This window comes from Micromonospora sp. MH99, assembly GCF_021442385.1.
Lineage (GTDB): Bacteria > Actinomycetota > Actinomycetes > Mycobacteriales > Micromonosporaceae > Micromonospora.
This window is the reverse complement of record NZ_MUZA01000027.1, coordinates 1-21,031: the sequence shown is the minus strand read 5'-3', so window position 1 is coordinate 21,031 and position 21,031 is coordinate 1. Positions and strand designations below refer to the sequence as shown.

Annotated in this window: 14 protein-coding genes, 2 tRNA genes and 2 pseudogenes; 1 reads left to right on the top strand and 17 read right to left on the bottom strand. The window is 72.1% G+C overall.

Going from position 1 to position 21,031, the window contains the following annotated elements; genetic code table 11:
• Window positions 1–21: 21 nt before the first annotated feature.
• The 6 genes and pseudogenes from B0E54_RS16310 to B0E54_RS16285 form a co-directional block, all read right to left on the bottom strand.
• A tRNA-Ile gene (locus B0E54_RS16310) sits at window positions 22–98 on the bottom strand.
• A 61-nt stretch (window positions 99–159) separates the two neighbouring features.
• On the bottom strand, window positions 160–1,848 hold the full coding sequence (locus B0E54_RS16305) for an insulinase family protein (RefSeq protein WP_234584391.1): 1,689 nt from the start codon (window positions 1,846–1,848) through the stop codon (window positions 160–162).
• Entirely contained in the window at window positions 1,845–2,792 is a 948-nt protein-coding gene (locus tag B0E54_RS16300) for a hypothetical protein (protein WP_234584390.1), read from the bottom strand. The genes B0E54_RS16305 and B0E54_RS16300 overlap by 4 nt, the downstream gene beginning before the upstream one ends.
• A 54-nt stretch (window positions 2,793–2,846) precedes the next feature.
• Complete coding sequence (locus B0E54_RS16295) at window positions 2,847–4,034, bottom strand: NAD(P)/FAD-dependent oxidoreductase (protein WP_234584389.1); 1,188 nt, start codon at window positions 4,032–4,034, stop codon at window positions 2,847–2,849.
• Window positions 4,021–5,970, bottom strand: a pseudogene (locus B0E54_RS16290) (MMPL family transporter); the annotation flags it as partial. The gene B0E54_RS16295 and the pseudogene B0E54_RS16290, both read right to left, overlap by 14 nt.
• 404 nt (window positions 5,971–6,374) lie before the next feature.
• A tRNA-Asn gene (locus tag B0E54_RS16285) sits at window positions 6,375–6,447 on the bottom strand.
• A gap of 293 nt (window positions 6,448–6,740) precedes the next feature.
• Here B0E54_RS16285 and B0E54_RS16280 point away from each other — a divergent pair.
• Complete coding sequence (locus B0E54_RS16280) at window positions 6,741–7,145, top strand: hypothetical protein (protein WP_234584388.1); 405 nt, start codon at window positions 6,741–6,743, stop codon at window positions 7,143–7,145.
• A 79-nt stretch (window positions 7,146–7,224) separates the two neighbouring features.
• On the opposite strand, the gene B0E54_RS16275 is transcribed toward B0E54_RS16280, so the two are convergent.
• The 11 genes and pseudogenes from B0E54_RS16275 to B0E54_RS16225 form a co-directional block, all read right to left on the bottom strand.
• Window positions 7,225–8,232, bottom strand: coding sequence for a sugar phosphate isomerase/epimerase (locus B0E54_RS16275; RefSeq protein ID WP_234584387.1), 1,008 nt, complete (start codon window positions 8,230–8,232; stop codon window positions 7,225–7,227).
• A 212-nt stretch (window positions 8,233–8,444) separates the two neighbouring features.
• Window positions 8,445–8,948, bottom strand: coding sequence for a sensor histidine kinase (locus B0E54_RS16270; RefSeq protein ID WP_234584386.1), 504 nt, complete (start codon window positions 8,946–8,948; stop codon window positions 8,445–8,447).
• A gap of 258 nt (window positions 8,949–9,206) precedes the next feature.
• Window positions 9,207–11,321 (bottom strand): lectin, encoded by a 2,115-nt coding sequence (locus B0E54_RS16265; protein WP_234584385.1) that lies wholly within the window; start codon window positions 11,319–11,321, stop codon window positions 9,207–9,209.
• Window positions 11,322–11,381: 60 nt separating this feature from the next.
• Window positions 11,382–14,237, bottom strand: a complete 2,856-nt coding sequence (locus B0E54_RS16260; protein ID WP_234584384.1) for a PQQ-dependent sugar dehydrogenase — start codon at window positions 14,235–14,237, stop codon at window positions 11,382–11,384.
• A 289-nt stretch (window positions 14,238–14,526) separates the two neighbouring features.
• Complete coding sequence (locus B0E54_RS16255; protein ID WP_234584383.1) at window positions 14,527–15,594, bottom strand: polyprenyl synthetase family protein; 1,068 nt, start codon at window positions 15,592–15,594, stop codon at window positions 14,527–14,529.
• Window positions 15,591–17,006, bottom strand: a complete 1,416-nt coding sequence (locus B0E54_RS16250; protein ID WP_234584382.1) for an alkaline phosphatase family protein — start codon at window positions 17,004–17,006, stop codon at window positions 15,591–15,593. Before B0E54_RS16250 ends, B0E54_RS16255 begins: the two co-directional genes overlap by 4 nt.
• The gene (eboE, locus tag B0E54_RS16245; RefSeq protein WP_234584381.1) at window positions 17,003–18,202 is read right to left on the bottom strand and encodes a metabolite traffic protein EboE; all 1,200 of its coding nucleotides are present in this window, start codon (window positions 18,200–18,202) and stop codon (window positions 17,003–17,005) included. Before eboE ends, B0E54_RS16250 begins: the two co-directional genes overlap by 4 nt.
• Window positions 18,202–19,056, bottom strand: a complete 855-nt coding sequence (locus B0E54_RS16240; RefSeq protein ID WP_234584380.1) for a TatD family hydrolase — start codon at window positions 19,054–19,056, stop codon at window positions 18,202–18,204. The genes eboE and B0E54_RS16240 overlap by 1 nt, the downstream gene beginning before the upstream one ends.
• A complete protein-coding gene (locus tag B0E54_RS16235) occupies window positions 19,057–19,665 on the bottom strand; it encodes an EboA domain-containing protein (RefSeq protein ID WP_234584379.1) in 609 nt (202 codons plus the stop codon).
• A gap of 74 nt (window positions 19,666–19,739) precedes the next feature.
• Window positions 19,740–20,789, bottom strand: a complete 1,050-nt coding sequence (locus B0E54_RS16230; RefSeq protein ID WP_234584378.1) for a sugar phosphate isomerase/epimerase — start codon at window positions 20,787–20,789, stop codon at window positions 19,740–19,742.
• Window positions 20,786–21,031 (bottom strand): annotated as a pseudogene (locus B0E54_RS16225) (4-hydroxybenzoate polyprenyltransferase); the annotation flags it as partial. The gene B0E54_RS16230 and the pseudogene B0E54_RS16225, both read right to left, overlap by 4 nt.

Genomic DNA, 21,031 nt, shown 5'->3' with positions numbered 1-21,031 from the left:
CGGCTGACCAGGCGAGACGGCTGGTGGGGCGGGCGGGACTCGAACCCGCGACCGAGGGATTATGAGTCCCCTGCTCTAACCGGCTGAGCTACCGCCCCGACACCGCGCGGATCTTATCCCGCTCGGTGGATCACGGGCCAGCACCGGTGTGGCCCCGCCTCATCCCCGCCGCCGTCGCCACAGCAGCACGATGGGCAACGCGAGGATAACAGTGAGCAGCCAGGCCGCCACGATGACGCCCCAGAACCATTCCTCGCCCGGCTCGGTGCCAGCGGCGACCATGACGTACGTCAGCAGCAGGCTCACCGCGCCCACCACCAGGACGGCCACGCCGCTGACCACGATCGCCGCGATCTCCCACCAGGGGCGGTCGGCGGGCGTCGCGGCCGGCTGTTCGGCCGCCGACGGCTGCGGGATGGCGTCCGGTGAGCGGGCCGGCATGGCGATGTGCCGGTCGGCCGGCACCTGGGCGTCGATGACCGGAAGCGCCGCCGGGTGCAGGTTGAACATCGTCGGCTCGACGTGCAGCACGATGGCGTCCGCGCCGATCAGTTGCCGCGCGCCGTCGGGCCAGGCGAGCATCGCGGAGCAGTCGACGTACCTGACGGTCAGCGGCCCGTCGGTGCCCAGGTAGGTCACCCCGTCCACGCCGATGCGGAGCGCGCCAGCGCCCTGCTTCGCCGCGTACGTGGTGCCGTCGACGGTGTCGCTGGAGTGGGTGGGGGCCGCGACGAAGCCGGCCCAGTCGGCGCGGAGCCCGCCCGGCACCATGAGCAGCGCGGACGACGTCACCTCGCCGGCCACCTGGTGCAGGTCGGCGAGGCTGACGGCCTTCAGCTCGGCCCGGTGCTCGTCGATGCTGAGGTTCGGCTCGCCGGTCAACACGTTGAGGGCGTACCCCGGCAGGCGCGCGGCGTCGACCTCGGCGGTGCCGAGCACGTCCTGCCGCTTGGCGACTGTGGCGTCCAGGTCGGCCTGCTCGATCCGCCCGACCCGCAGCTTGGCCAGCACGTCGACGAAGCCGCCCAGCACGGCGTCCTGCTTCTCCGCCAGCGCGTCGGCGAGCGCCCGCAGCGTGGCGTACCCGTCACCGCGCGGTTCGTACCCCGTGGTGGTGGTGTAGGAGAGCCCCGACTCCTGGCGCAGCGACCGGTACAGCTCCCGCTCCAGCACGCCGGAGAAGACGGTCGCGGCGGTGCTGCGCCGCACCACCGAGTCGAGCACCACGGCGCGGGCGCCGCTGACGAAGTACGCCGGGGTCTGCGGCAGCGCCGACGAGACCGCCGGCACCGGCTGCCGGACCCCACTGGGCAGCGCGAGGCGCAGCCCGGCGGGCACCCGTTCGCCGGCGATCCAGAGCACCGCGTTCTCCCGGGTGAACGAGCGGGCCGCCCACTCGCGCAGGTGGTCGGCGGTGAGCGCGCCCAGGCCCCACTCCGGGTAGCTGCTGAGCCCGAAGTCCCGCGCGCCGTGTCGCCACAGTGGGATGTCGTCGATCGCGGCGGCGCCCCGGCTGCTCCACTCGGTGCGCAGGATGTCCTTCTCGACGTCCAGCCGCGCCACCGGCAGGTCGGCCAGGTGCCCGCAGACGGCGGTCAGGAACGCCGCGATGTCCGCCTCGGAGCCCTGGGTGTGGAACATGGTGAACGCCGGGGCGGTCACGCCGTTGACGTGGTAGTCGGCCAGGCCGAGCGGTGCGAGCGCGAGGTGCTCGATGAGGTGGGTGATGCCGGCGCGGCTGAGCGTCTCGTCGGCGGTGCCGACCCGGAAGGTCAGCCCGGCGCGCATCGGCCCACCGGTGGGGGCGAGCAGCGTGGGCACCCCGTCCACGTCCAGGTGCTGGATCATGACTGGCCACCCTTCGCGTACGCCTTGGCGCGGTACTTCGTGAAGCCCTCGGCGTCGTCGACGTAGGCCCAGGGGTATTCGGTGCCCAGGTTGCCCAGGGCGGTGAACTGGCTGGCGGCGGCGGGCCACTGCTCGGTGAGGCTGAACATCAGCGCGAACGTCGAGCGGACCCAGACCCAACCCGGCCGGTCGACGAAGTCCGGGTGCAGCACGGATCGCTGCCCGGCCTGCATCACCTCGTCCACGACGGGCGCGCTGCGCACGTACGCGGTGCGCTCCCGGTCGGTGTCGAAGTCCAGCCAGCGTTCCAGGTGCGCCTCGGCGACCAACACGGCGTTGGGCGCCCCGGCGGGCGCGGCCTGCGCGCACTCGCGGGCGAACGCGAAGGCCCGGTCCCAGTCGCCGCTCCACTTCGGGCAGAGCTGCTGGAGCAGGGCCGCCTGTGCGGGGGCGTGGTGGGGGTGCTGCTGGGCGAGCCGGTCGTAGCGGCGACGTGCCTCGTTCTGGCCCAGTTGCAGACCCCGGGCGATGGTGATCCGCTGCGTCCAGGCGGCCGCGTCGTCGGGGTACCGGGCGGTGACGTCGATGAGCACCTGCTCGGCGCGACGCAGGTGTTCGTGGAACTGCTCGAACTGCGAACGGCTGACGTGTTGGGCCCGGTAGGAGCTGCGGATCCGCCAGCCGTCGCAGATGAGGTGAGTGCCGTGCAGGGTGCCCGCCAGCCGGTCGGTGGTGTCGTCGTCGTACACGCGGTGCAGGAACGCCGCGGACGCGGCGTGGTCGCCGGCCTCCCTGACGAGCAGGGTGTGAAAGGCGGGGTCCCGGTCGGCGAACACGGCCCGGACGGCGGGCCAGTCGGCGGCGTCGAGCGCCTTGCGCAGGTCGTTGACCTCGGGGTACGCGGCAGCGGCATCGAAGGTGGGTGCCGGGAGGGGGGCGGGCATGGCGGCGATCATAGGTGATCAACTACGGCTGCGGTGCCCTCGTTCGAGGCGGGCTCAGCCGGCGCGCAACTCCTTGAGCACCGCCCCGGCGGCACGCCAGCCGCTGGCGAGAGCGCCCTGGGTCGATGGACTGTCGCGGTGGTCACCGGCCACGAACAGCCCCTCCCCCATCGAGACGGGCTTGCGCAGCCGACCCTGCGGCGGCGGCGCGGCGGGCAGCGCGTCCGGAACGACCACTGTGGTGAGGTGGGTCCAGTCGGTGGTGGATCGACCGTACAGCCGGGTCAACTCGGCCCGGATGGTCGACTCGGGCGGGGCCGTGGGACCCACCACCGACGTGGCCACGAGGTGCCGTCCGGCGGGCGCGTAGGTACGGACGGCGTTGCTGAGCACCACGGTGTTCGCGACGATCTCCCGCCGGTCGCCGTCGACGAGCAGGATCGGCTCGGCGAGCGGCGGCTCGGGCGCGCTGTGGTAGTACGTGGTGTAGCTGTGCATGCGTACCGTCGCCAGAGCCGGCAGCAGCGCGGGCGCGGCGGGCGGGTCGACGGCGACCACGACGGCCCGGCAGCGGATGTCGCCGGCCTGGGTGCGGACCAGGCCGGGCGCGACCCGCGCGACAGGGGTGTCCAGGTCGAGCAGGTCGGTGGGCAGTGGGTCGGCGATGGCCCGGGGCAGCGCGGCCATCCCCTCGGCGGGCAGGCCGATCCGACCACGGGCGAACGAGCGCAGCACCAGCGCGAGCACGTGGCTGGACGTGGCCAGCTCCCGGTCGATGAACACGCCGGACAGGAACGGCCGCAGCAGCTCCTCGATGATCGCGTCGGAGAGACCGGCGCGGCGCAACGCCGTCTCGGCGCTGGTCTCCGGCGCGGTGAGCAGCCGGGACACCGGCAGCGTGGCGCAGCCGGTGGCGAGCGCGGCGAAGCGCAGCCGGTCGAGCAGCGAGCCCACGCCGGCCAGCGCGGTACGCGGCCCGCCGGCCGGCTCCCGCAACGGGTTGACCAGCCGCAGCAGGTCGTCGCCCCGGCGCACCAGCACCCCGGACGTGAAGTAGCCGAGGTTGAGCCGGTCGGCCTCCAGCAGCGTGCCGAGCCGCGGGTAGGCCGTGTTGAGCACCTGGAAACCCCGGTCGATCAGGTAGCCGTCTACGACGTCGGTGGCGACCCGGCCGCCCAGCCGGCCGCCGGCCTCCAGCAGCCGCCAGGGCACGCCGGCGCGGTGCAGCCGGCGGGACGGCAAGGGCGGAGAAGGTCGCGGCGAGCACGATGCCGGCGGAAGTGATCACCCCGCCGGTGACGGCGAGCCCGGCGAGCACACCGGCGCGGGTGCCCCGCTTGACCGACTCCTCGCGGACCCGGCTCATCAGGAAGATGTTGTAGTCGATCCCGAGGGCGACCAGGAAGACGAACGCGAACAGCGGAAACGACGAGTCCACGCCGGGGAAGTCGAAGACGTGGCGGAACAGCAGCGCGCAGAGACCGAGGGTCGCCGCGAAGCTGAGCAGCACCGTGCCGATGAGCAGCACGGGAGCGAGGAGGGCCCGCAGCAGCAGGGCCAGGATCACCGCGATGACCACCAGCACCACCGGGATGATGACGTTCTGGTCGCGTTTCGCGGCGTCGGAGGTGTCCACGTTGATGGCGGTGAAGCCGCCGACGACGGCGTCCGCGCCGGGCACCTGGTGTACGGCCACCCGCAGGTCGCGGATGGTCCGCTCGGCCCCGTCGCTGTCGGGCGGGTCGGCGAGCGTCGCCTCCAGCTGCACCCGCCCGTCGACGACCTTCGGCGGGGCATTCTGCTCGGGTGGGCCGGTCTGCGGGCCGTTGGAGAGTGGACGGACGTCCGCTACGCCGCGTACGCCCTGGGCCACCTGCGCCACCTGCCGCGCGCTCTGCTCGGTGGCGAAGATGGTTGCCGGGCTGCCGGTGCCGGCCGGGTAGTGCCGGGCGATGACATCCTGACCGTCCACCGAGTCGGTGCGCTGCGTGAACAGGTCGGACTGGCCGAGGGTCGTGGCGCCGAGCTGCGTCAGGCCGAGCGTGAGGAGAGCCAGGACGACCGCGGTGCTCAGCCAGATCGGTCGGGCGTGCCGGGCCACGAAACCGGCGATGCGACTCCAGATGCCGTGCTCGGCCCGCAGGTCGGCCTGGTCGACGTGGGGCCGTCGGGGCCAGAACGCCCACCGGCCGCCGAGCACCAGCAGCGCCGGCAGGAAGGTGAGCATCACCAGCAGGGTGGCGGCGATGCCGATGGCGGCGACCGGGCCGAGCGCCCGGTTCGAGTTGAGGCTGGACAGCAGCAGGCAGAGCAGACTGACGATGACCGTGCCGCCGGACGCGATGATGGCCGGAGCGGCACCCCTCCACGCGGCACGCATCGCGTCCCACGGGCGGTCGTGGCGGTGCAGCTCCTCGCGGTAGCGGGCGATCAGCAGCAGCGCGTAATCGGTGCCGGCGCCGAAGACCAGCACGGTGAGGATGCCCTGCGCCTGGCCGTTGAGCTTGACGATGTCCGCGTCCGCGAGCAGGTAGACGAAGACCGAGGCCAGCGCGTACGACATTCCGGCGGCCAGCAACGGAAAGATCCACAAGACGGGGCTGCGGTAGACGATCAGCAGGATGATCAGCACCACCACGAGCGTGACCAGCAGCAGTGGCCCGTCGATGGCGGAGAAGACCTCGATCAGGTCGGCGAGCAGACCGGCCGGGCCGGCGACGTCCACGGTGAGCCCGTCCCGGTCGCCGCCGGCGATGTCGCGCAACTGTTCGACGACCGAGCCGATCTCCTCGCCCTCGGCGTCGTCCACCGGCACGACGACCTGGAGTGCCTGGCCATCCTGGCTGGGAATCGGCGGGGGCAGCGGGTTGACCACGCCCGGCACCTGGGCGAAGCGGGCGGCGTCGGCGCTCACCCGCTGCCGGTCCGCGTCGGTGATCCCCGCCGACCGCTCGTAGACGACAAGCGCCGGCACGGTCTCCCGGTCGACGAACCCACCGGCGAGGTCCTGGGCACGGGTCGCCTCGGCGTCGGTGGGCAGGAAGGCGGCGTTGTCGTTGGTGGCGACCTCGCTGAGACGTCCGGCGTACGGGCCGGCCACACCGCCGATCACCAGCCAGGCCAGCACGACCGCCACCGCGACCAGCGTGGCCCGGCCGAAGCCGCCTCGTCCCGACATTGCGCTCACCCCAAGAATCGACGCATCAATCGACGCAGCTGGAGTCTAGGTCGACATCGACCATCCTGCCGGGCACGCGACCCACAAGCGACCCAAACCCCCCCATTCCGCCCACACCCCGCCGCCACCCCAAGATCGTCACAACCTTGGGGATGTTGCTGCCTCAGGCACGCGGGAGACAGCAACATCCCCGAAGTTGCTGCCACGAACGCCGGCCCCACCCCGCCAGCACAGTCGCGGCCTCAGAACCCGCGCCGATCTTGCAGTTTCGGTCGTGGATATGCGCAGAGCGCCCCTTATGCCGGGACAGTAAGTGCAAGATCGCGAAGGCAGGGGGCGGGGGCGCGGAGGGGGGACAGCAGAAACGCCCGTCGGCGTGTTGCCGACGGGCGTTGGTGGAGAAGCTCCCCCGATTGGACTCGAACCAATAACCTGCCGGTTAACAGCCGGCTGCTCTGCCAATTGAGCTACAGGGGATCGTGCACCGCCTGGAACCGGATCTCGCCGGTGCCGTGCGACGGGACAAGAGTACAGGACATTCCCCGGTGGTGGTCCAGTGGGTTCCACAGGCATCCGCCCTTGATCCAGATTTGCAGGTCAGCGCCACGGCCGGATCGCAATCGGGGCAAATCGCCATCCCGGCACAAGCAGGCTTGAGCGGGGAGCAGGATGGGTAGTTAGCTGCGGACAGAGGACGCAGGCGCGAATTTGTCGCGCCCGACGGGGCAACCCGCCGGCGCGACGGCGCGTCAGGTACGGAAGGAGCCGCCATGCGCGGAAAGATCATGTTTCTTGGCGGGCTGGCTGCGGGATTCGTCCTGGGCGCCCGTGCCGGCCGGGAGAAGTACGAAGAGCTCGTGGTCCGGGGCCGCAAGGTGCTCGACCACCCGACCGTCCAGGAGGCGGCCGGGGTCGCGCAGGCCCAGGCCAACAAGCTCTACAGCGAGGGCAAGGACAAGCTCGGCCAGACCAAGCTGGGCGAGAAGCTGGGCACCGGCAACGGGAGCACCGGCAAGCAGGAGCTGACCGCCGCCGACGACGCGTTCGCCGGCACGCCCGCCACCGTGGGCGCCAAGGCGGGCAGCAGCTCGGTCGGCACGACCTCCGGGTCGCCGTCGGCCACCAACCCCCGCACCAAGCCGTCCGGCTCGGGCACCAACGCCAGCACGCTCTGATCCATCGCACGCAGACCCATCGCACGTCGACGGGCCGGTCGCCGAGAGGCGACCGGCCCGTGGTCTGTCCGAGCCGTGGTCAGTCCTTGCTGCTGAACGCCGCGTCGAAGGCGGCGCTCGGGGCGTCGAAGGCGAGCCGGCGGACGAACTGCAGCGCCTCCGGGGCGCCGACCAGGCGGTCCATCCCAGCGTCCTCCCACTCGACGGAGATCGGGCCGGTGTAGCCGATCGCGTTCAACGCCCGGAAGCAGTCCTCCCAGGGCACGTCGCCGTGCCCGGTGGAGACGAAGTCCCAGCCGCGGCGCAGGTCGGCCCAGGGCAGGTGCGAGGCGAGCCGGCCGCGCCGGCCGTCACCGGTCCGCACCTTCGCGTCCTTGCAGTCGACGTGGTAGATCCGGTCGGCGAAGTCGAAGATGAAGTTCACCGGGTCCAGCTCCTGCCAGACGAAGTGCGACGGGTCCCAGTTCAGCCCGAACGCGGGCCGGTTGCCGATCGCCTCCAGCGTCCGCTTGGTCGTCCAGTAGTCGTACGCGATCTCGCTGGGGTGCACCTCGTGCGCGAACCGCACCCCGACCTCGTCGAACACGTCGAGGATCGGGTTCCACCGATCCGCGAAGTCCTGGTAGCCGCGCTCGATCATCGACGGCGGCACCGGCGGGAACATCGCCAGGGTGTGCCAGATCGACGACCCGGTGAACCCGACGACGGTCTTCACCCCGAGCTTCGCCGCGGCCCGCGCGGTGTCCTTGATCTCCTCGGCGGCCCGCTGGCGGACCCCCTCGGGCTCCCCGTCGCCCCAGATCCGGGCGGGCAGGATGTCCTGGTGCCGCTCGTCGATCGGATGGTCGCAGACCGCCTGACCGACGAGGTGGTTGGAGATCGTGAAGACCTGAAGGTTGTGCTTCGCCAGCGTCTCCCGCTTGCGGTCGACGTACGAGTCGTCGGCGAGCGCCTTGTCGACCTCGAAGTGGTCGCCCCAGCAGGCGATCTCCAGACCGTCGTAGCCCCACTCGGAGGCGAGCCGGCAGACCTCCTCGAACGGAAGGTCGGCCCACTGGCCGGTGAAGAGCGTGATGGGTCGCGCCATTGTCCTTCTCCCCTGATGTGATGGGGATTCCGTTGTGCGGACCGGGGCGAGGGTGACCGGTCAGACCGGTGCGTGGCACCGAGGCGGAACACCGGTGGGTGCCGAGCGCACCTGAGCCCGACGGGTTGCGCCTCCCACCGGGCCACCGGCCACCGTCACGGTCGCCGCCCCCACCCTATTTCCGCCGGGGTCATCGCGAAAGCCCCGCAGCGTCACTCGGCCGCTTCTTCGGGCGCGGGCAGGACCGCCCGGACGGTGAACCCGCCGCCGGGATTCGGCCCGGCCGAGAAGGTGCCGCCGGCCCGCTCGGTGCGCCCGCGCACCGCGGCCAGCCCCCGCCCGACGCCCCGGGTCTCCCCGGCCGGCATTGCGGCACCGGCGCCGTCGTCGCGTACCTCGATGGTGATGCCCTCGGCGTCGTAGCGCAGCCGGACCGCGACCGCCGCGCCGGGGGCGTGTCGGCGCACGTCGGCCAGCGACTCCTCGATGATCCGGTACGCCGCCACGTCGACCGCGCCGGGCAGCGGCCGGGGTGCCCCGCCGAGGCTCCAGCGCACGGGCTGGCCCGCGGCGAAGCCCTCCGCCAGCGCGTCGAGACGGTTCAGGCTGGGAGCCGGCCCGGTCAACGGGTCGGGCTCCTCGGCCCGGTGCAGCGCTGCGCGCAGGCGGTGCCCCTGGGTCCGCGCCATCCGGCGCCATCGCGCGAAACGCCCCATGCTGGTCAAGGTACGGCAGGCTCCTGAGAGCGAGCCCGCGGCGTCCAGGCAACGCGCCCAACGGCGATGCCGACCCCGCCGCGAATCCATCCCGCGCGACAGGGCCGGCCCCACCGAGCGGGGCCGGCCCTGTCGGGGTGGGGACGCGCCCGGTGAGGCGAAGCGCGTCCGGTGCGGCTGCGATCGACACCAACGCCGGTGGCGGATGGCTCGCAGGGGCCGTCGGCCGTGACCGGCGACCCCTGCGTGCTCAGTCGGTCAGGGCAGGGTCCACTTCTGGTTGGCCGCGCCGTTGCAGGTCCAGAGGTGCACGACGGTGCTGTCGGCCGAGTTGTTGCCGGAGACGTCCAGGCACTTGCCCGAGGCCGTGTTGCGCAGGCTGCCGTCGGACTGGGCCGCCCAGTTCTGCGCGCCGGTGCCGTTGCAGGTCCAGAGCTGGATCTTGGTGCCGTCGGCGGTGCCGCCGCCGGACACGTCGAGACACTTGCCGAGCGCCTTGATCGTCGAGTTCGGCGTCACGGTCCAGGTCTGCGCCGTACTGCCGTTGCAGGTGTAGATCTGGATCTGGGTGCCGTCGGCCGTGGCGCCGCTGCGCACGTCCAGGCACTTGCCGCCCAGGCCCTTGACCGGGCCGACCCCGGTGCTGCCGCCGGTCCCCTTGACCAGGGTGAAGTCGTCCACGTCGAAGAGCCCGGTGCCGCTGCCGCCGAACGTGAGGTAGAGGTTCTGGGTGCCGGACGGGACGTTGGACAACGCCGCGGTGACGTTGGCGAACGTCGTCCAGCTGCCGGTGTTGGGCACCGTGACCGTGCCGAGCACCGGACCGGTAGCCGAGCCGGTGCGGACTGCGATGGTGCCGCCCGCGCCGCCGGAGACGACCCGGGCGGTGAACGAGGTGACGCCGGTCAGGTCCACGCCGTTGTACGCCGCCCAGTCACCCGGGTCGATGTAGCCGACGGTCTGGCCACCGTTGGCGCCCGCCTTGGTGAACGCGGAGACGCCGTTGGCGGAGCTGAACGCCTCGGCCTGGACTGTGGTGTTCCCGCTCGGCGGAGGCGTGGTGCCCAGTTCCTTGATCCGGATGTTGCGGAACGAGGCGTCGTCGCCGGTGCCGTGATTCTGGATGCCGATGTGGCCGGCCAGCGACCGTACCGGATTGGTGTTGGTGAAGTCGTTGATCTTCACCCCGTTGAGGAAGATCTGGAGCCGCTCGCCCTCGACCAGCAGCTCGTAGGTGTTCCACTCCCCCGGCGCGTTGAGCGCCGCGTCGCGGGCCGCGAGGTCCGCGGACTTGAAGGTGTAGACCGAGCCGGTGGTACGGTCCGCCGCGTCGGTGGCGTCGATCTGGATCTCGTAGCCGTTGTCCACCGCCGACCACGGGTCGCTCGACGGCGGGAAGCCGATGAACACGCCCGAGTTGTCGTCGCCGGCGAGCTTCCAGTCCAGCTTCAGCGAGTAGTTGGTGAACTGCTTCGCGCTGTACCAGTACAGGCCCATGCCACCCACCGAGGTGAGGGTGGCGTCGGAGTTGGTGAAGTTGCCCGGCCCGGCCTGCGACCAGCCGGTGGTGGAGCCGTTGTAGAGCGGGGTGTAGCCGGTCTCGGGCCGGCAGTCGGCCTTGCTCCGACCGGAGGCGTACCGGATGCCGCCGAGCAGGTGGTTCCGGAAGTTCGGCTCCGCGTACGACGCCTGGGTGTGCCCCGCGCCGGTGTAGAAGGAGCGGCCACCGTTGTAGCTCTTGCACCAGCTCAGCGGGTGGTCGGCGCCCATGCCGCCGCCGGAGTACGACGACTCGTCCAGGGTGGCCAGCACGTGCGCGGTGGACCGGGCGTTGGTGCGGTAGTTGTACCACTCGTCGGTGCGGGTCCAGGTCTGCGGCAGGTGACCGGTGGCGGCGTGGCCCCGGTCCTCCACCTTCATGTTGGCCTGCTGGATGGCCGGATGCGAGGCGAACCACGCGCCGACCAGGTTGCCGTAGAACGGCCAGTCGTACTCGGTGTCGGCGGCGGCGTGCACACCCACGTACCCGCGACCGGAGGCGATGTACGACTCGAAGGCGGTCTGCTGGCTGGCGTTGAGCACGTCGCCTGTGGTGTTGAGGAAGACGACCGCCTCGTACTGGGCGAGGTTGCTCGTGGTGAACGCGGCGGCGTCCTCGGTGGCGGTGACGGTGAAGTTGTTCGCGGCGCCCAGGTCACGGATGGTCTGGATGCCGACCGGGATCGCGTCGTGCCGGAAGCCGGCGGTCTTGGAGAAGACCAGCACGTCGTACGGGGCGTCGGCGGCGCTGGCCGGGGTGGCGGGGGTGGTGCAGGCGATGACGGCGAGGACGGCGGTGGTGGCGCCGAGGACGGTTCGCAGGAGTCTGCGCATGTCGCTCTCCTATCGACGGTGGGAAGGGGCCCCCGCGCGACGGGGGCCCCTTCGCTCAGCTCAGGGCAGGGTCCACTTTTGGTTCGCGGCGGCGGTGCAGGTCCAGAGGTGCACCACGGTGCTGTCCGCCGAGCTGTTGCCGGAGACGTCCAGGCACTTGCCGGACGCCACGTTGCGGAGCGTGCCGTCGGCCTGCGCGGACCAGTTCTGCGCCCCGGTGCCGTTGCAGGTGTAGAGCTGGATCTTGGTGCCGTCGGCGGTGCCGGCACCGGCGACGTCGAGGCACTTGCCCAACGACTTGATTGTGGAGTTCGGCGTGACCGCCCAGGTCTGGGCCGCGCTGGCGTTACAGGTGTAGATCTGGATCTGCGTACCGTCGGCGGTGGCGGCGTTGCGCACGTCCAGGCACTTGCCGCCCAGACCCTTGATCGGACCGGTCCCGCCGGTGGGGGCCGAGCCGGTGGTGAAGGTGAACGCGTCCAGGTCGTAGAGCGCGCCGGTGCCCGTACCCGCGAACGTCAGGTAGAGCGTGGTGGTGCCGGTCGGCGGGTTGGTGATGGCTCCCGTGACGGTGGTGAAGGTTTCCCAGCCGCCGGTCACCGGGACCGTGGCGGAGCCGAGCACCGTGCCGGTGGCCGAGCCGGCCCGCACCTGGAGGGTGCCGCCGGAGCCCGCCGACGAGACCCGGGCGGTGAACGAGGTGACGTTGCCCAGCCGGTACGGCTGGAACGCGATCCAGTCGCCGTTGTTGATGTCGCCGACGGTCTTGCCGCCCTCGGCCGGGGTCTTGCTGAACACGTTGATCCCGGACGAGCTGCCGAAGAACTCGGCCTGACGGTGACGCGGCGGCAGCGTGTGCTGGGTGTGCGTGGTCAGCCCACCGGCGTCGGTGTACTCGGCGTCGAAGATGGCGAAGATGTTCGCCGCGTCGTCGTGCTCACCGTCGACCGGGATGGTGATCGAGCCGGAGCAGCCGGTCTTCGAGGTGATCTGGTGCCCGTGCTGGTCGTGCCCGAGCACGTAGGTCATCTTGACCTTCGTGCAGTCGATCGTGCCGTCCTCCGGGTCGGTCACCGTGATGCTGTACGGCACGGTGTCACCGAAGCTGAACAACTGCCCGTTGCCCGGGTTGTTGATGGTCACCGTGGGCGCGGTGTTGCCGACGTTGATCTGCACGCTGGCGCTGCCGGTGGCACCCTGCGGGTCCCGTACGGTCAGCGTCGCCGTGTAGGTGCCGTTGGTGCTGTACGTCTTCGTCGGGTTCGCCGCCGTGGAGGTGGTGCCGTCGCCGAAGTTCCACGAGTAGGTCAGCGCCCCACCCTCGGGGTCGGACGAGCCGGCCGAGGAGAACGTCACGGCCAGTGGGGCCGCGCCGGAGGTCTTGTTGGCGCTCGCGGCGGCGTTGGGCGCCCGGTTGCCGCCGGCGACGTAGTCGAAGCGGTAGAGCGCCGAGTTGGCGTCGCCGTTGAAGTAGCCGGTGCCGTAGTCGAGCACGTAGTAGGCGCCGTCCGGGCCGAAGGCCGAGTCCATCACCTGCTTGCCGACCCACGGGAAGGTGTCGATGGTGCCCCGGGAGCCGTCGGAGTTGACGTGGATGGGCTTGATCCAGCCCCGGCCGAACTCGGTGGCGAAGAACTGGCCGTCGAACGACTGCGGGAACTTGGTGGTGGAGGTCGACGAGGCGTTGTACCGGTAGACCGGGCCGCCCATCGGCGACTCGGAGCCGCCGCCGAACTCGGTGGGGGTGCCGGCGTCGCCGGCGTACCGGATCCAGGCCGGCTGGGCCGGCGGCAGGGTGGTCAGGCCGGTGTTGCGGAACGAGTTGTTGGTCGGCCCGCCGGTGCAGTTGTACTTCGCCCCGCTGGCGTTGGTGGCGAAGTCCCACTCGTTGTACGTCTCGGTGGTGGTGTTGGTGCCGGTGCAGTACGGCCAGCCGTAGTTGCCCGGCGCGGCGACCCGGTTGAACTCGACCTGGCCGGACGGCCCGCGGGTGGAGCTGGTGCTGCCGGCGTCCGGCCCGTAGTCACCGACGTAGACGACGCCGGTGCCCTTGTCCACGCTGATCCGGAACGGGTTGCGGAAACCCATGGCGTAGATCTCCGGCCGGGTCTTGGCCGTGCCGGGGGCGAACAGGTTGCCCGACGGGATGGAGTACGTGCCGTTGGCGTTCACCTTGATCCGCAGGATCTTGCCCCGCAGGTCGTTGGTGTTGCCGGCGCTGCGCTGCGCGTCGTACGCCGGGTTGCGGTTGGTCCGCTCGTCCAGGGGCGAGTAGCCGGCCGACTCGAAGGGGTTGGTGTCGTCGCCGGTGGACAGGTAGAGGTTGCCGGCGGCGTCGAAGTCGATGTCCCCGCCGACGTGGCAGCACAGTCCGCGGTCGGCCGGTACGTCGAGGACGTCGACCTTGCTGGCCTGGTTGACGGTGAAGTCGCTGTTGAGGGTGAACCGGGAGAGGCGGTTCACTCCCTGCCAGGCCGAGAAGTCGGTGCCGGTCGCTGGCGCGTCCCCGGTGGGGGTGGACAGCGGCGGCGCGTAGTAGAGGAAGATCTGCCGGTTGCTGGCGAAGTTCGGGTCGACACCGACGCCCTGCAATCCCTCCTCGTCGTGGTTGTAGACCGACAGGGTGCCGATCACCGACGTGGTGCCGTTCGCGTCGGTGCGGCGCAGCGTGCCGTTGCGGGCGGTGTGCAGGACCGAGCGGTCCGGCAGCACGGCCAGCGACATCGGCTCACCCATGTCGGACACGCCCCGGGCGAGTTCGACCTGCTGGAAGTCGGTGGCGTTGATCGTGTGCGCCTGGGCCGGTGTCGAGCTGGCCGCCAGGGTGACCGTGCCGGCCGCGGCCACGAGGAGCAGGGCCGATCCGGCGGAGAGCCATCGTCGGGATCGACGAGGGGGTGCGTCCTTGTTGGACATCTGTGCTGTCCCTTCCTGACGAGTGAGGCCAGGCCGGGCGCGCGCCGTCGCGCCGGATGCCGTAGCGGTGGTGGGGGTCGATGGGTTACCGCGCCGCCGGTTCACCTCGACGAAACAATGTCGTGTTGGCCCCGACACTAAGTCGCGCATGTCGATGTGTCCATACCTTCCGACGATCCAGCATCAACTTTCGTCGATTTGATCGAAAGTTGCCGGGTCGGGGCCGTACGGAAGGGTCCGGGGCGTCGCGTGCCGCACGCACCGAGGGGCGGCACGCGACGCCGACACGTCAGGACTGCCGACCGGTCACCTGACTGGCCAACCCCACCAACGCCGCCCGTACCGAATCCGGGAGCGGGACCGCCGCCAGCGCTCCCGTCGCGGCTTCCTTGCGAATCCTGATCATCTGCTCGATCCGGTCCCGTGCGCCGGTGGCCTCGATGATCTCGCGCAGCTCGACCGCGCCGTCCGCGTCCAACTTCGGATTGCCGAACAGCTCGCGCAGCCGGACGGTCTGCGACCGGTCGGCGGCGCTGCGGGCCAGCGCCATCATCACCGTGGGCTTGCCCTCGCGCAGGTCGTCCAGGACCGACTTGCCGGTGACCGCCGGATCACCGAAGACGCCCAACACGTCGTCGCGGAGCTGGAACGCGTCGCCCAACGGATCACCGAACTCGCCGAGAGCCGCGATCAGCTCCGGCCCCGCCCCGGCCAGCGCCGCGCCGATCTGCAACGGCCGGGTGACCGTATACCGGGCCGCCTTCATCCGGATCACGGTGAGCGCGCTGGCCACCGAACCGTCACCCACCCCGGAGACCAGGTCGAGGTACTCCCCCGCGATCACCTCGGTACGCATCAGCGCGAACACGGCGTAGCCCCGGTGCACCTGCTCGGTCGGCAGCCCGCACTCGTGGAACATCTGATCCGACCAGGCCGCACAGAGGTCCCCGCAGAGCAGGGCGGTGTTGCGCCCGTACGCCTCGGGGTCGCCACGCCACGACGAGCGGGCGTGCAGGTCGGCGAAGAGGCGGTGCACCGACGGTTCGCCCCGGCGGCGGTCGCTGCCGTCCAGGATGTCGTCGTGGATCAACGCGAACGCGTGGAACAGCTCCAGCGCCGCCGCGGCCACCACGATCGGGCGGCCGTCGGCGGCCCCGGCAGCGCGCCAGCCCCAGTAGCAGAACAGCGGACGCAGCCGCTTCCCGCCGGCCAGCACGAACCGTTGCAGCGCGGTGAACACCCCGCGCGGCGCTCCGTCGGGCCAGTCGGGGCCCTGCCGTTCGAGGAAGGCGGCCAGCTCCGCGTCGAAGCGCGCCCGCAGCCTGCTCGCGTCCGCCGGAGCGACGGTGGCCGTCACGATCCCACCCCGGACCGGCCACCGTCACCGTTGGCCAACCCGGCCAACTCCAGCAGCAGCGCCTTCACCTCGGTGGCCGCCACCCGGTCCCGGGCAGCGGACCTGTCGGAACAGAGCAGCACCGGGGCGTCGGCCGGGTCGCTGGGCAGCCGCCCGTGCGAGCCGCGCACCGCCCGGGCGCCGGCGTCCAGGCCGACGGCGCTCATCAGGTAACGCATGCCGAGCTTCTTGCGGGCCAGCGCCACCCCGGCCCGAGCCTTCGCGGCGCCGGGGTTGGCCGGGTCGAAGAACAGCTCGGCGGGGTCGTACCCCGGCTTGCGGTGGATCTCGACCAGCCGGGCGAAGTCCGGCGCGCGGGCGTCGTCGAGCCAGTAGTAGTAGGTGAACCAGGAGTCCGGCTCGGCCACCAGCACCAGCTCACCGGCGCGCGGGTGGTCCAGCCCGTACGCGGCCTTGCCGTCGGCGTCCAGCACCTCGGCCACCCCGGGCAGCCCGGCGCAGAGCTTCGCCACCGCCGGCACGTCGGCCGGGTCCTTGACGTAGACGTGCGCGACCTGGTGGTCGGCGACCGCGAACGCCTTCGACGTCCACGGGTCGAGGTACTCCATGCCGGCCTGGGTGTGCACCCGCAGCAGCCCTTCGGCACGCAGCAGCCGGTTGACGTCCACCGGCCGGGACACGTCGGTGATGCCGTACTCCGAGAGCACCACAACTGTCGCGTCGCGGGCCCGCGCGGCGTCCAGCAGCGGGCCGAGCACCGCGTCCAGCTCGGCCGCGGCGGCGGCCGCCTGGGCCGACGAGGGGCCGAAGCGTTGCAGGTCGTAGTCCAGGTGGGGGACGTAGACCAGGGTCAGGTCGGGTGACACGTCGGCCAGGATCTGCTCGGCCGCCTGGCAGATCCACTTCGACGACGGCAGCCCGGCGGTCGGCCCCCAGTAGGTGAACAGCGGGAAGGTGCCCAGCCGCCCGGTGAGCGCGTCGTGCAGCTCCGGCGGGTCGGTGTAGCAGTCCGGCTCCTTGCGACCGTCGGCGTAGTACACCGGTCGCGGCGTGACGGTCCAGTCGACGTCCGCGCCCATCGCGTACCACCAGCAGACGTTGGCCACCGTGTAGCCCGGTTCGGCCCGCCGCGCCGCCTGCCAGAGCTTGTCCCCGCCGACCAGCGCGTTGTGCTGGCGCCACAGGAACACCTCGCCCAGCTCCCGGAAGTACCAGCCGTTGCCGACGATCCCGTGCCCGCTGGGCTGTTCGCCGGTGAGGAAGGTGGACTGCACCGAGCAGGTCACCGCGGGCAGCACGGTGCCCAGTTCGGCCCGGAAGCCGCCGTCGGCGACACCGCGCAGCCGAGGCATGTGCGCCAGCAGGCGGGGGGTCAGCCCCACCACGTCGAGTACCACCAGTCGTCGGCTCATCGCGTCTCTCCCGCGCTCACTGTGCGTTCCGGGGTCAGCCCGAGGCCGACCAGTTCGTCTCGGGCGAAGGCCAGCTCGGCGGCGATGCCGGCGGCCAGCTCCGCGTCGGTGCCCGGCCGCCGCGCGGCCGGTAGAACCCCCCAGGTGTACGTCTCGACGTCGAGGTGGTCGCACCCGGCGGTCGGCCCGCTGTAGAGCGCTCTCAGCGCGGCGCGCAGGACGGGCAGGGTCGAGCCGAGCGGTTCCTCCGGCGGGGCGTGCAGCGGCACGTGGTAGTGCACCCGCCACGGGCCGGGCAGCGCCCGGTCCAGCGCCTCGTCCAGGTCGTCGGCCGCGTACGCCGGGTCGGCCGGGTCGGCCAGACCGGCGCAACCGGCGCTCCGGGTCTGGTGCAGGAAGCGCGGCTCCACCCAGCGGCGCAGCGCGTCCGCGCCGCCGGCCGGGTCGGCCGCCTCGACGGCGGCGGAGACCTGCACCTTCACCACGGGCAGTCCGGCCGTCCGCAGTCGTTCCAACGCTTCGGCCGGCTCCTCCCAGGCGCACGCCAGGTGGGCCAGGTCGACGCAGACACCCAGCCGGTCGGTGTCGATGCCGTCCAACAGCGCGGCCGCCTGCCCGGTGCTCTCCACCACACAGCCGGGCTCCGGCTCGAAGGCGACCCGCACCTCGCGGCCGGTGTCGCGCTGCACGGCGGCCAGACCGGCGGCGAGCTGGTCCAGCCGACGGCGGGCGGCGTCGGCCCGCCCGGTGTCCCAGGGCCGCCGCCAGGCCAGCGGCAGGGTGGAGATCGAGCCCCGGGCCGCGTCGTCGGGCAGCAGGTCGGCGAGCACCCGGGCCAGATCCAGCGTGTACGCCAGCCGCTGCTCGGTGGTCCAGTCCGGGTGGTACACGTCCTGCTTGACCACCGGGGCCTGGAAGGCCGCGTACGGGAAGCCGTTGAGGGTCACCACCTCCAGACCGCGCGCGTCCAGCTCGGCGCGCAGCCGCAGGCGCAGCGCCGCGTCGGCGGCCAGCTCGGCCGCGACCGGGGCGGCCAGCCACAGGCCCAGGCCGAGCAGGTCGCTGCCGAGCGCCTCCCGCACCGGCACGGCGTACGTGTCCAGTTGACCGAGGATCCCGGCGAGGTCCTCGGCGGGGTGCACGTTGGTGCAGTAGCCGAGATGGACGGTGTCGCCGCCGGAATGTCGCAGCCGCATCAGCTGCCGCCGCGCAGGATCGAGTTGCCGGTCTGCGGGTCCACGGCGGTGACGTCGAGGTCGCTCAGGTCGAGCCGACCCGACTGGCCGTAGAACTCCACGGGGTTGCGCCACAGCACCCGGTCGACGTCGTCGTCGCTGAACCCGGCGAGCAGCATCGCCTCGCCGGTTGCCCGGGTCAACAGCGGATCGGAGCGACCCCAGTCGGCTGCCGAGTTGACCAGCATCCGTTCGGTGCCGTACTCGCGCAGCAACTCGACCATCCGCTGCGGCGTCATCTTCGTGTCCGGGTAGATGGAGAAACCCAGCCAGCAGCCGCTGTCCCGCACGAGCTTGACGGTCACCTCGTTGAGGTGGTCGACGACCACGCGCCCGGCGTCGATGCCGGATTCGGCGACCACGGCGAGGGTGCGCTCGCAGCCGCGCGCCTTGTCCCGGTGCGGGGTGTGCACCAGCGCCGGCAGGTCGTACGCCACGGCCAGGGCGAGCTGCGCGGCGAACGCCTCGTCCTCCTCCGGGGTCATCGAGTCGTACCCGATCTCGCCGACCGCCACGACCGCGTCCTTGTCCAGGTAGCGGGGCAGCAGGTCGAGGACCGGGCGGCAGCGCGGGTCGTTGGCCTCCTTGGGGTTGAGCGCGATGGTGGCGTGGTGCCGCACCCCGAACTGCCCGGCCCGAAAGGGCTCCCAGCCGATGAGCGAGTCGAAGTAGTCGACGAACGAGGCGGCGCTGGTGCGCGGCTGGCCCAGCCAGAACGCCGGTTCCACCACCGCGCGGACCCCGGCGGCGGCCATCCGTTCGTAGTCGTCGGTGGTGCGTGAGGTCATGTGGATGTGGGGGTCGAAGATGCGCATTCACGCCTCCCGGGGCAGTGCGGCGGTGAGCCGGTCGAGCAGGTCGGTGGCGTCGGCGGGCATCTCCCGGCCGGCGGCGTGCCGCTCGGCGGTGAGCGCGGCCAGCATCGCGGCCAGCTCCCCGTCGGCGCGGGTCTCCAGGTCGGCGACCACTGCCAACGGCACGCCGCTGAACACGCACTTGAGCACCGCCTGCCGCCAGGCGGCGTCATCGAGGTGCCGGGCGTACGGGCCGAGGGCGGCGGCGACCAACCGGGTGTCGTTGGTCCGAATCGCGTCGTGCAGCAGCGGCACGCCGGCGGCGCCGATCGGCAGCAGCGGCAGGGCCCGCAGCACGGCCCGCCGCTCGGCCGCGTCACCGTGCTGGTAGAGGCTCTCGGCGTACGAGGCGTGCTCGCCGGGCAGGGCGGTGAGCAGCAGCACCCGGGCCGCGTCGTCGGCGGTCCAGCCGGGGGCGTCGGGCAACGCGGCCCGACCGCACCGCCGACCGACGGCGGGAAAGAGCCGGGCGATCGCGGTGGGCTCGGCCGCGACCTGCCGCAGCGCCTCGTCCAGCCAGTCGGGATCGGGTACGCCCCGCAGCGCGGCCCGTAGTGAATCCGGTGTCATCCCGTCTCCTCCCCTTGTGCTGCTGGTCCCCTTGTGTGGCTGACGGGCACCCCTGGCACACCCTTTGCTCTGCTTCACTCCACGCGACGGTCGCTGTCCGGATATCGGACGCCCGCTGTCGCCTCCGTTGAAGCAGAGCAAAGGGCGTCGGCGGGTACCTCGTCCTCGACGCGCCGCGCGCCGGCCTTTGCCGCGGCGGTGGCGGCGGCGCGCAGGAACTCGATCGACCGGGCGGCGACCGCCGGTGCGGCGTGCGAGTCGCGGGGCAACTCGACGGCGACCAGCCCGCGGTAGCCGGCCTCGGCCAGGGCCGCCAGCACCGGTGGGAAGTCGATCTCACCGGTGCCGAACTCCAGATGCTCGTGCACGCCCCGGCGCATGTCGTCGATCTGCACGTTGACCAGGTGGTCGGCCACCTCGGCGACGCACCGCGGCACCGGCCACGGCTCCAGGCACCGGCAGTGGCCGATGTCGAGGGTGATGCCGAAGCGGGTCGGCGCGTCGAGCGCCGCGTGCAGTCGACGCCAGTCGGTGATGCTCTCGACCAGCATGCCCGGCTCCGGCTCGAAGCCGAGGGTGACGCCCGCGCTGTCGGCGGCGTCGACCACGCTGGCGCAGCCGGCGACCAGCCGGTCCCAGGCGCACTGCTGTGACACCGTCTCGGGCCGCACACCGGCCCAGAACGAAACCGCCTCGGCTCCCAGGTCGGCGCCGATCCGCACCGCCCGGCGCAGGAACTCGATCCGCCGGGTGGGGTCGTCGTGCAGCAGCGTCGGTGCGTGCTTGTGCCACGGGTCGAGCAGATAGCGGGCGCCGGTCTCGATCACCACCCCCAGACCCAGCGCGTCCAGCCGCCGGGCGACCGCCGCGATCCGGCGGGTGAGCCCGGGTACGAACGGATCCAGGTGGTCGTGGTCCAGGGTGAGCGCCACGCCGTCGTAGCCGAGGTCGGCGAGGACGGCGAGCGCGTCGTCGAGCCGGTGGTTGGCGAAGCCGTTCGTGCCGTACCCGAGGCGCAGCGCCGTCGCGTCGGCGCTCGACGGCTCGACAGTCCCGTTGCCGGACTGCTCGGGTCGAGGCTGCGCGGTTCCGGGCTGCGCGGCTCGGGGCCGGGGCACGGTCATGTCGGGGAGACCTTCCGGGCCAGCCGATGGCCCAGCGGCGCCGCCGCCGCGACGGCCAGCCCGAGCAGACCGGCGCCGCCACGTGCGGTAAGCGCCCCCTGCAGGGCGGGCAGGCCGGTGATCCCCGCGCCGACGGCCGCGCGGACCTTCCCGGCCGAGGGATCCCGGACGACCTGGGCCTGGGCGGCGCCGTAGCGGGCGGCGTACCACCCGGCCAGCAGCGCGGGCAGCGCGGCGGCGAC

What these genes read in the sequence shown, in the direction of transcription:
- B0E54_RS16235 (WP_234584379.1), bottom strand. Translation starts at nt 19,665, where the DNA reads ATGACACCGGATTCACTACGGGCCGCGCTGCGGGGCGTACCCGATCCC.
- B0E54_RS16240 (WP_234584380.1), bottom strand. Translation starts at nt 19,056, where the DNA reads ATGCGCATCTTCGACCCCCACATCCACATGACCTCACGCACCACCGAC.
- B0E54_RS16300 (WP_234584390.1), bottom strand. Translation starts at nt 2,792, where the DNA reads ATGCCCGCCCCCCTCCCGGCACCCACCTTCGATGCCGCTGCCGCGTAC.
- B0E54_RS16260 (WP_234584384.1), bottom strand. Translation starts at nt 14,237, where the DNA reads ATGTCCAACAAGGACGCACCCCCTCGTCGATCCCGACGATGGCTCTCC.
- B0E54_RS16280 (WP_234584388.1), top strand. Translation starts at nt 6,741, where the DNA reads ATGCGCGGAAAGATCATGTTTCTTGGCGGGCTGGCTGCGGGATTCGTC.
- B0E54_RS16270 (WP_234584386.1), bottom strand. Translation starts at nt 8,948, where the DNA reads ATGGGGCGTTTCGCGCGATGGCGCCGGATGGCGCGGACCCAGGGGCAC.
- B0E54_RS16305 (WP_234584391.1), bottom strand. Translation starts at nt 1,848, where the DNA reads ATGATCCAGCACCTGGACGTGGACGGGGTGCCCACGCTGCTCGCCCCC.
- B0E54_RS16275 (WP_234584387.1), bottom strand. Translation starts at nt 8,232, where the DNA reads ATGGCGCGACCCATCACGCTCTTCACCGGCCAGTGGGCCGACCTTCCG.
- B0E54_RS16265 (WP_234584385.1), bottom strand. Translation starts at nt 11,321, where the DNA reads ATGCGCAGACTCCTGCGAACCGTCCTCGGCGCCACCACCGCCGTCCTC.
- B0E54_RS16230 (WP_234584378.1), bottom strand. Translation starts at nt 20,789, where the DNA reads ATGACCGTGCCCCGGCCCCGAGCCGCGCAGCCCGGAACCGCGCAGCCT.
- eboE (WP_234584381.1), bottom strand. Translation starts at nt 18,202, where the DNA reads ATGCGGCTGCGACATTCCGGCGGCGACACCGTCCATCTCGGCTACTGC.
- B0E54_RS16250 (WP_234584382.1), bottom strand. Translation starts at nt 17,006, where the DNA reads ATGAGCCGACGACTGGTGGTACTCGACGTGGTGGGGCTGACCCCCCGC.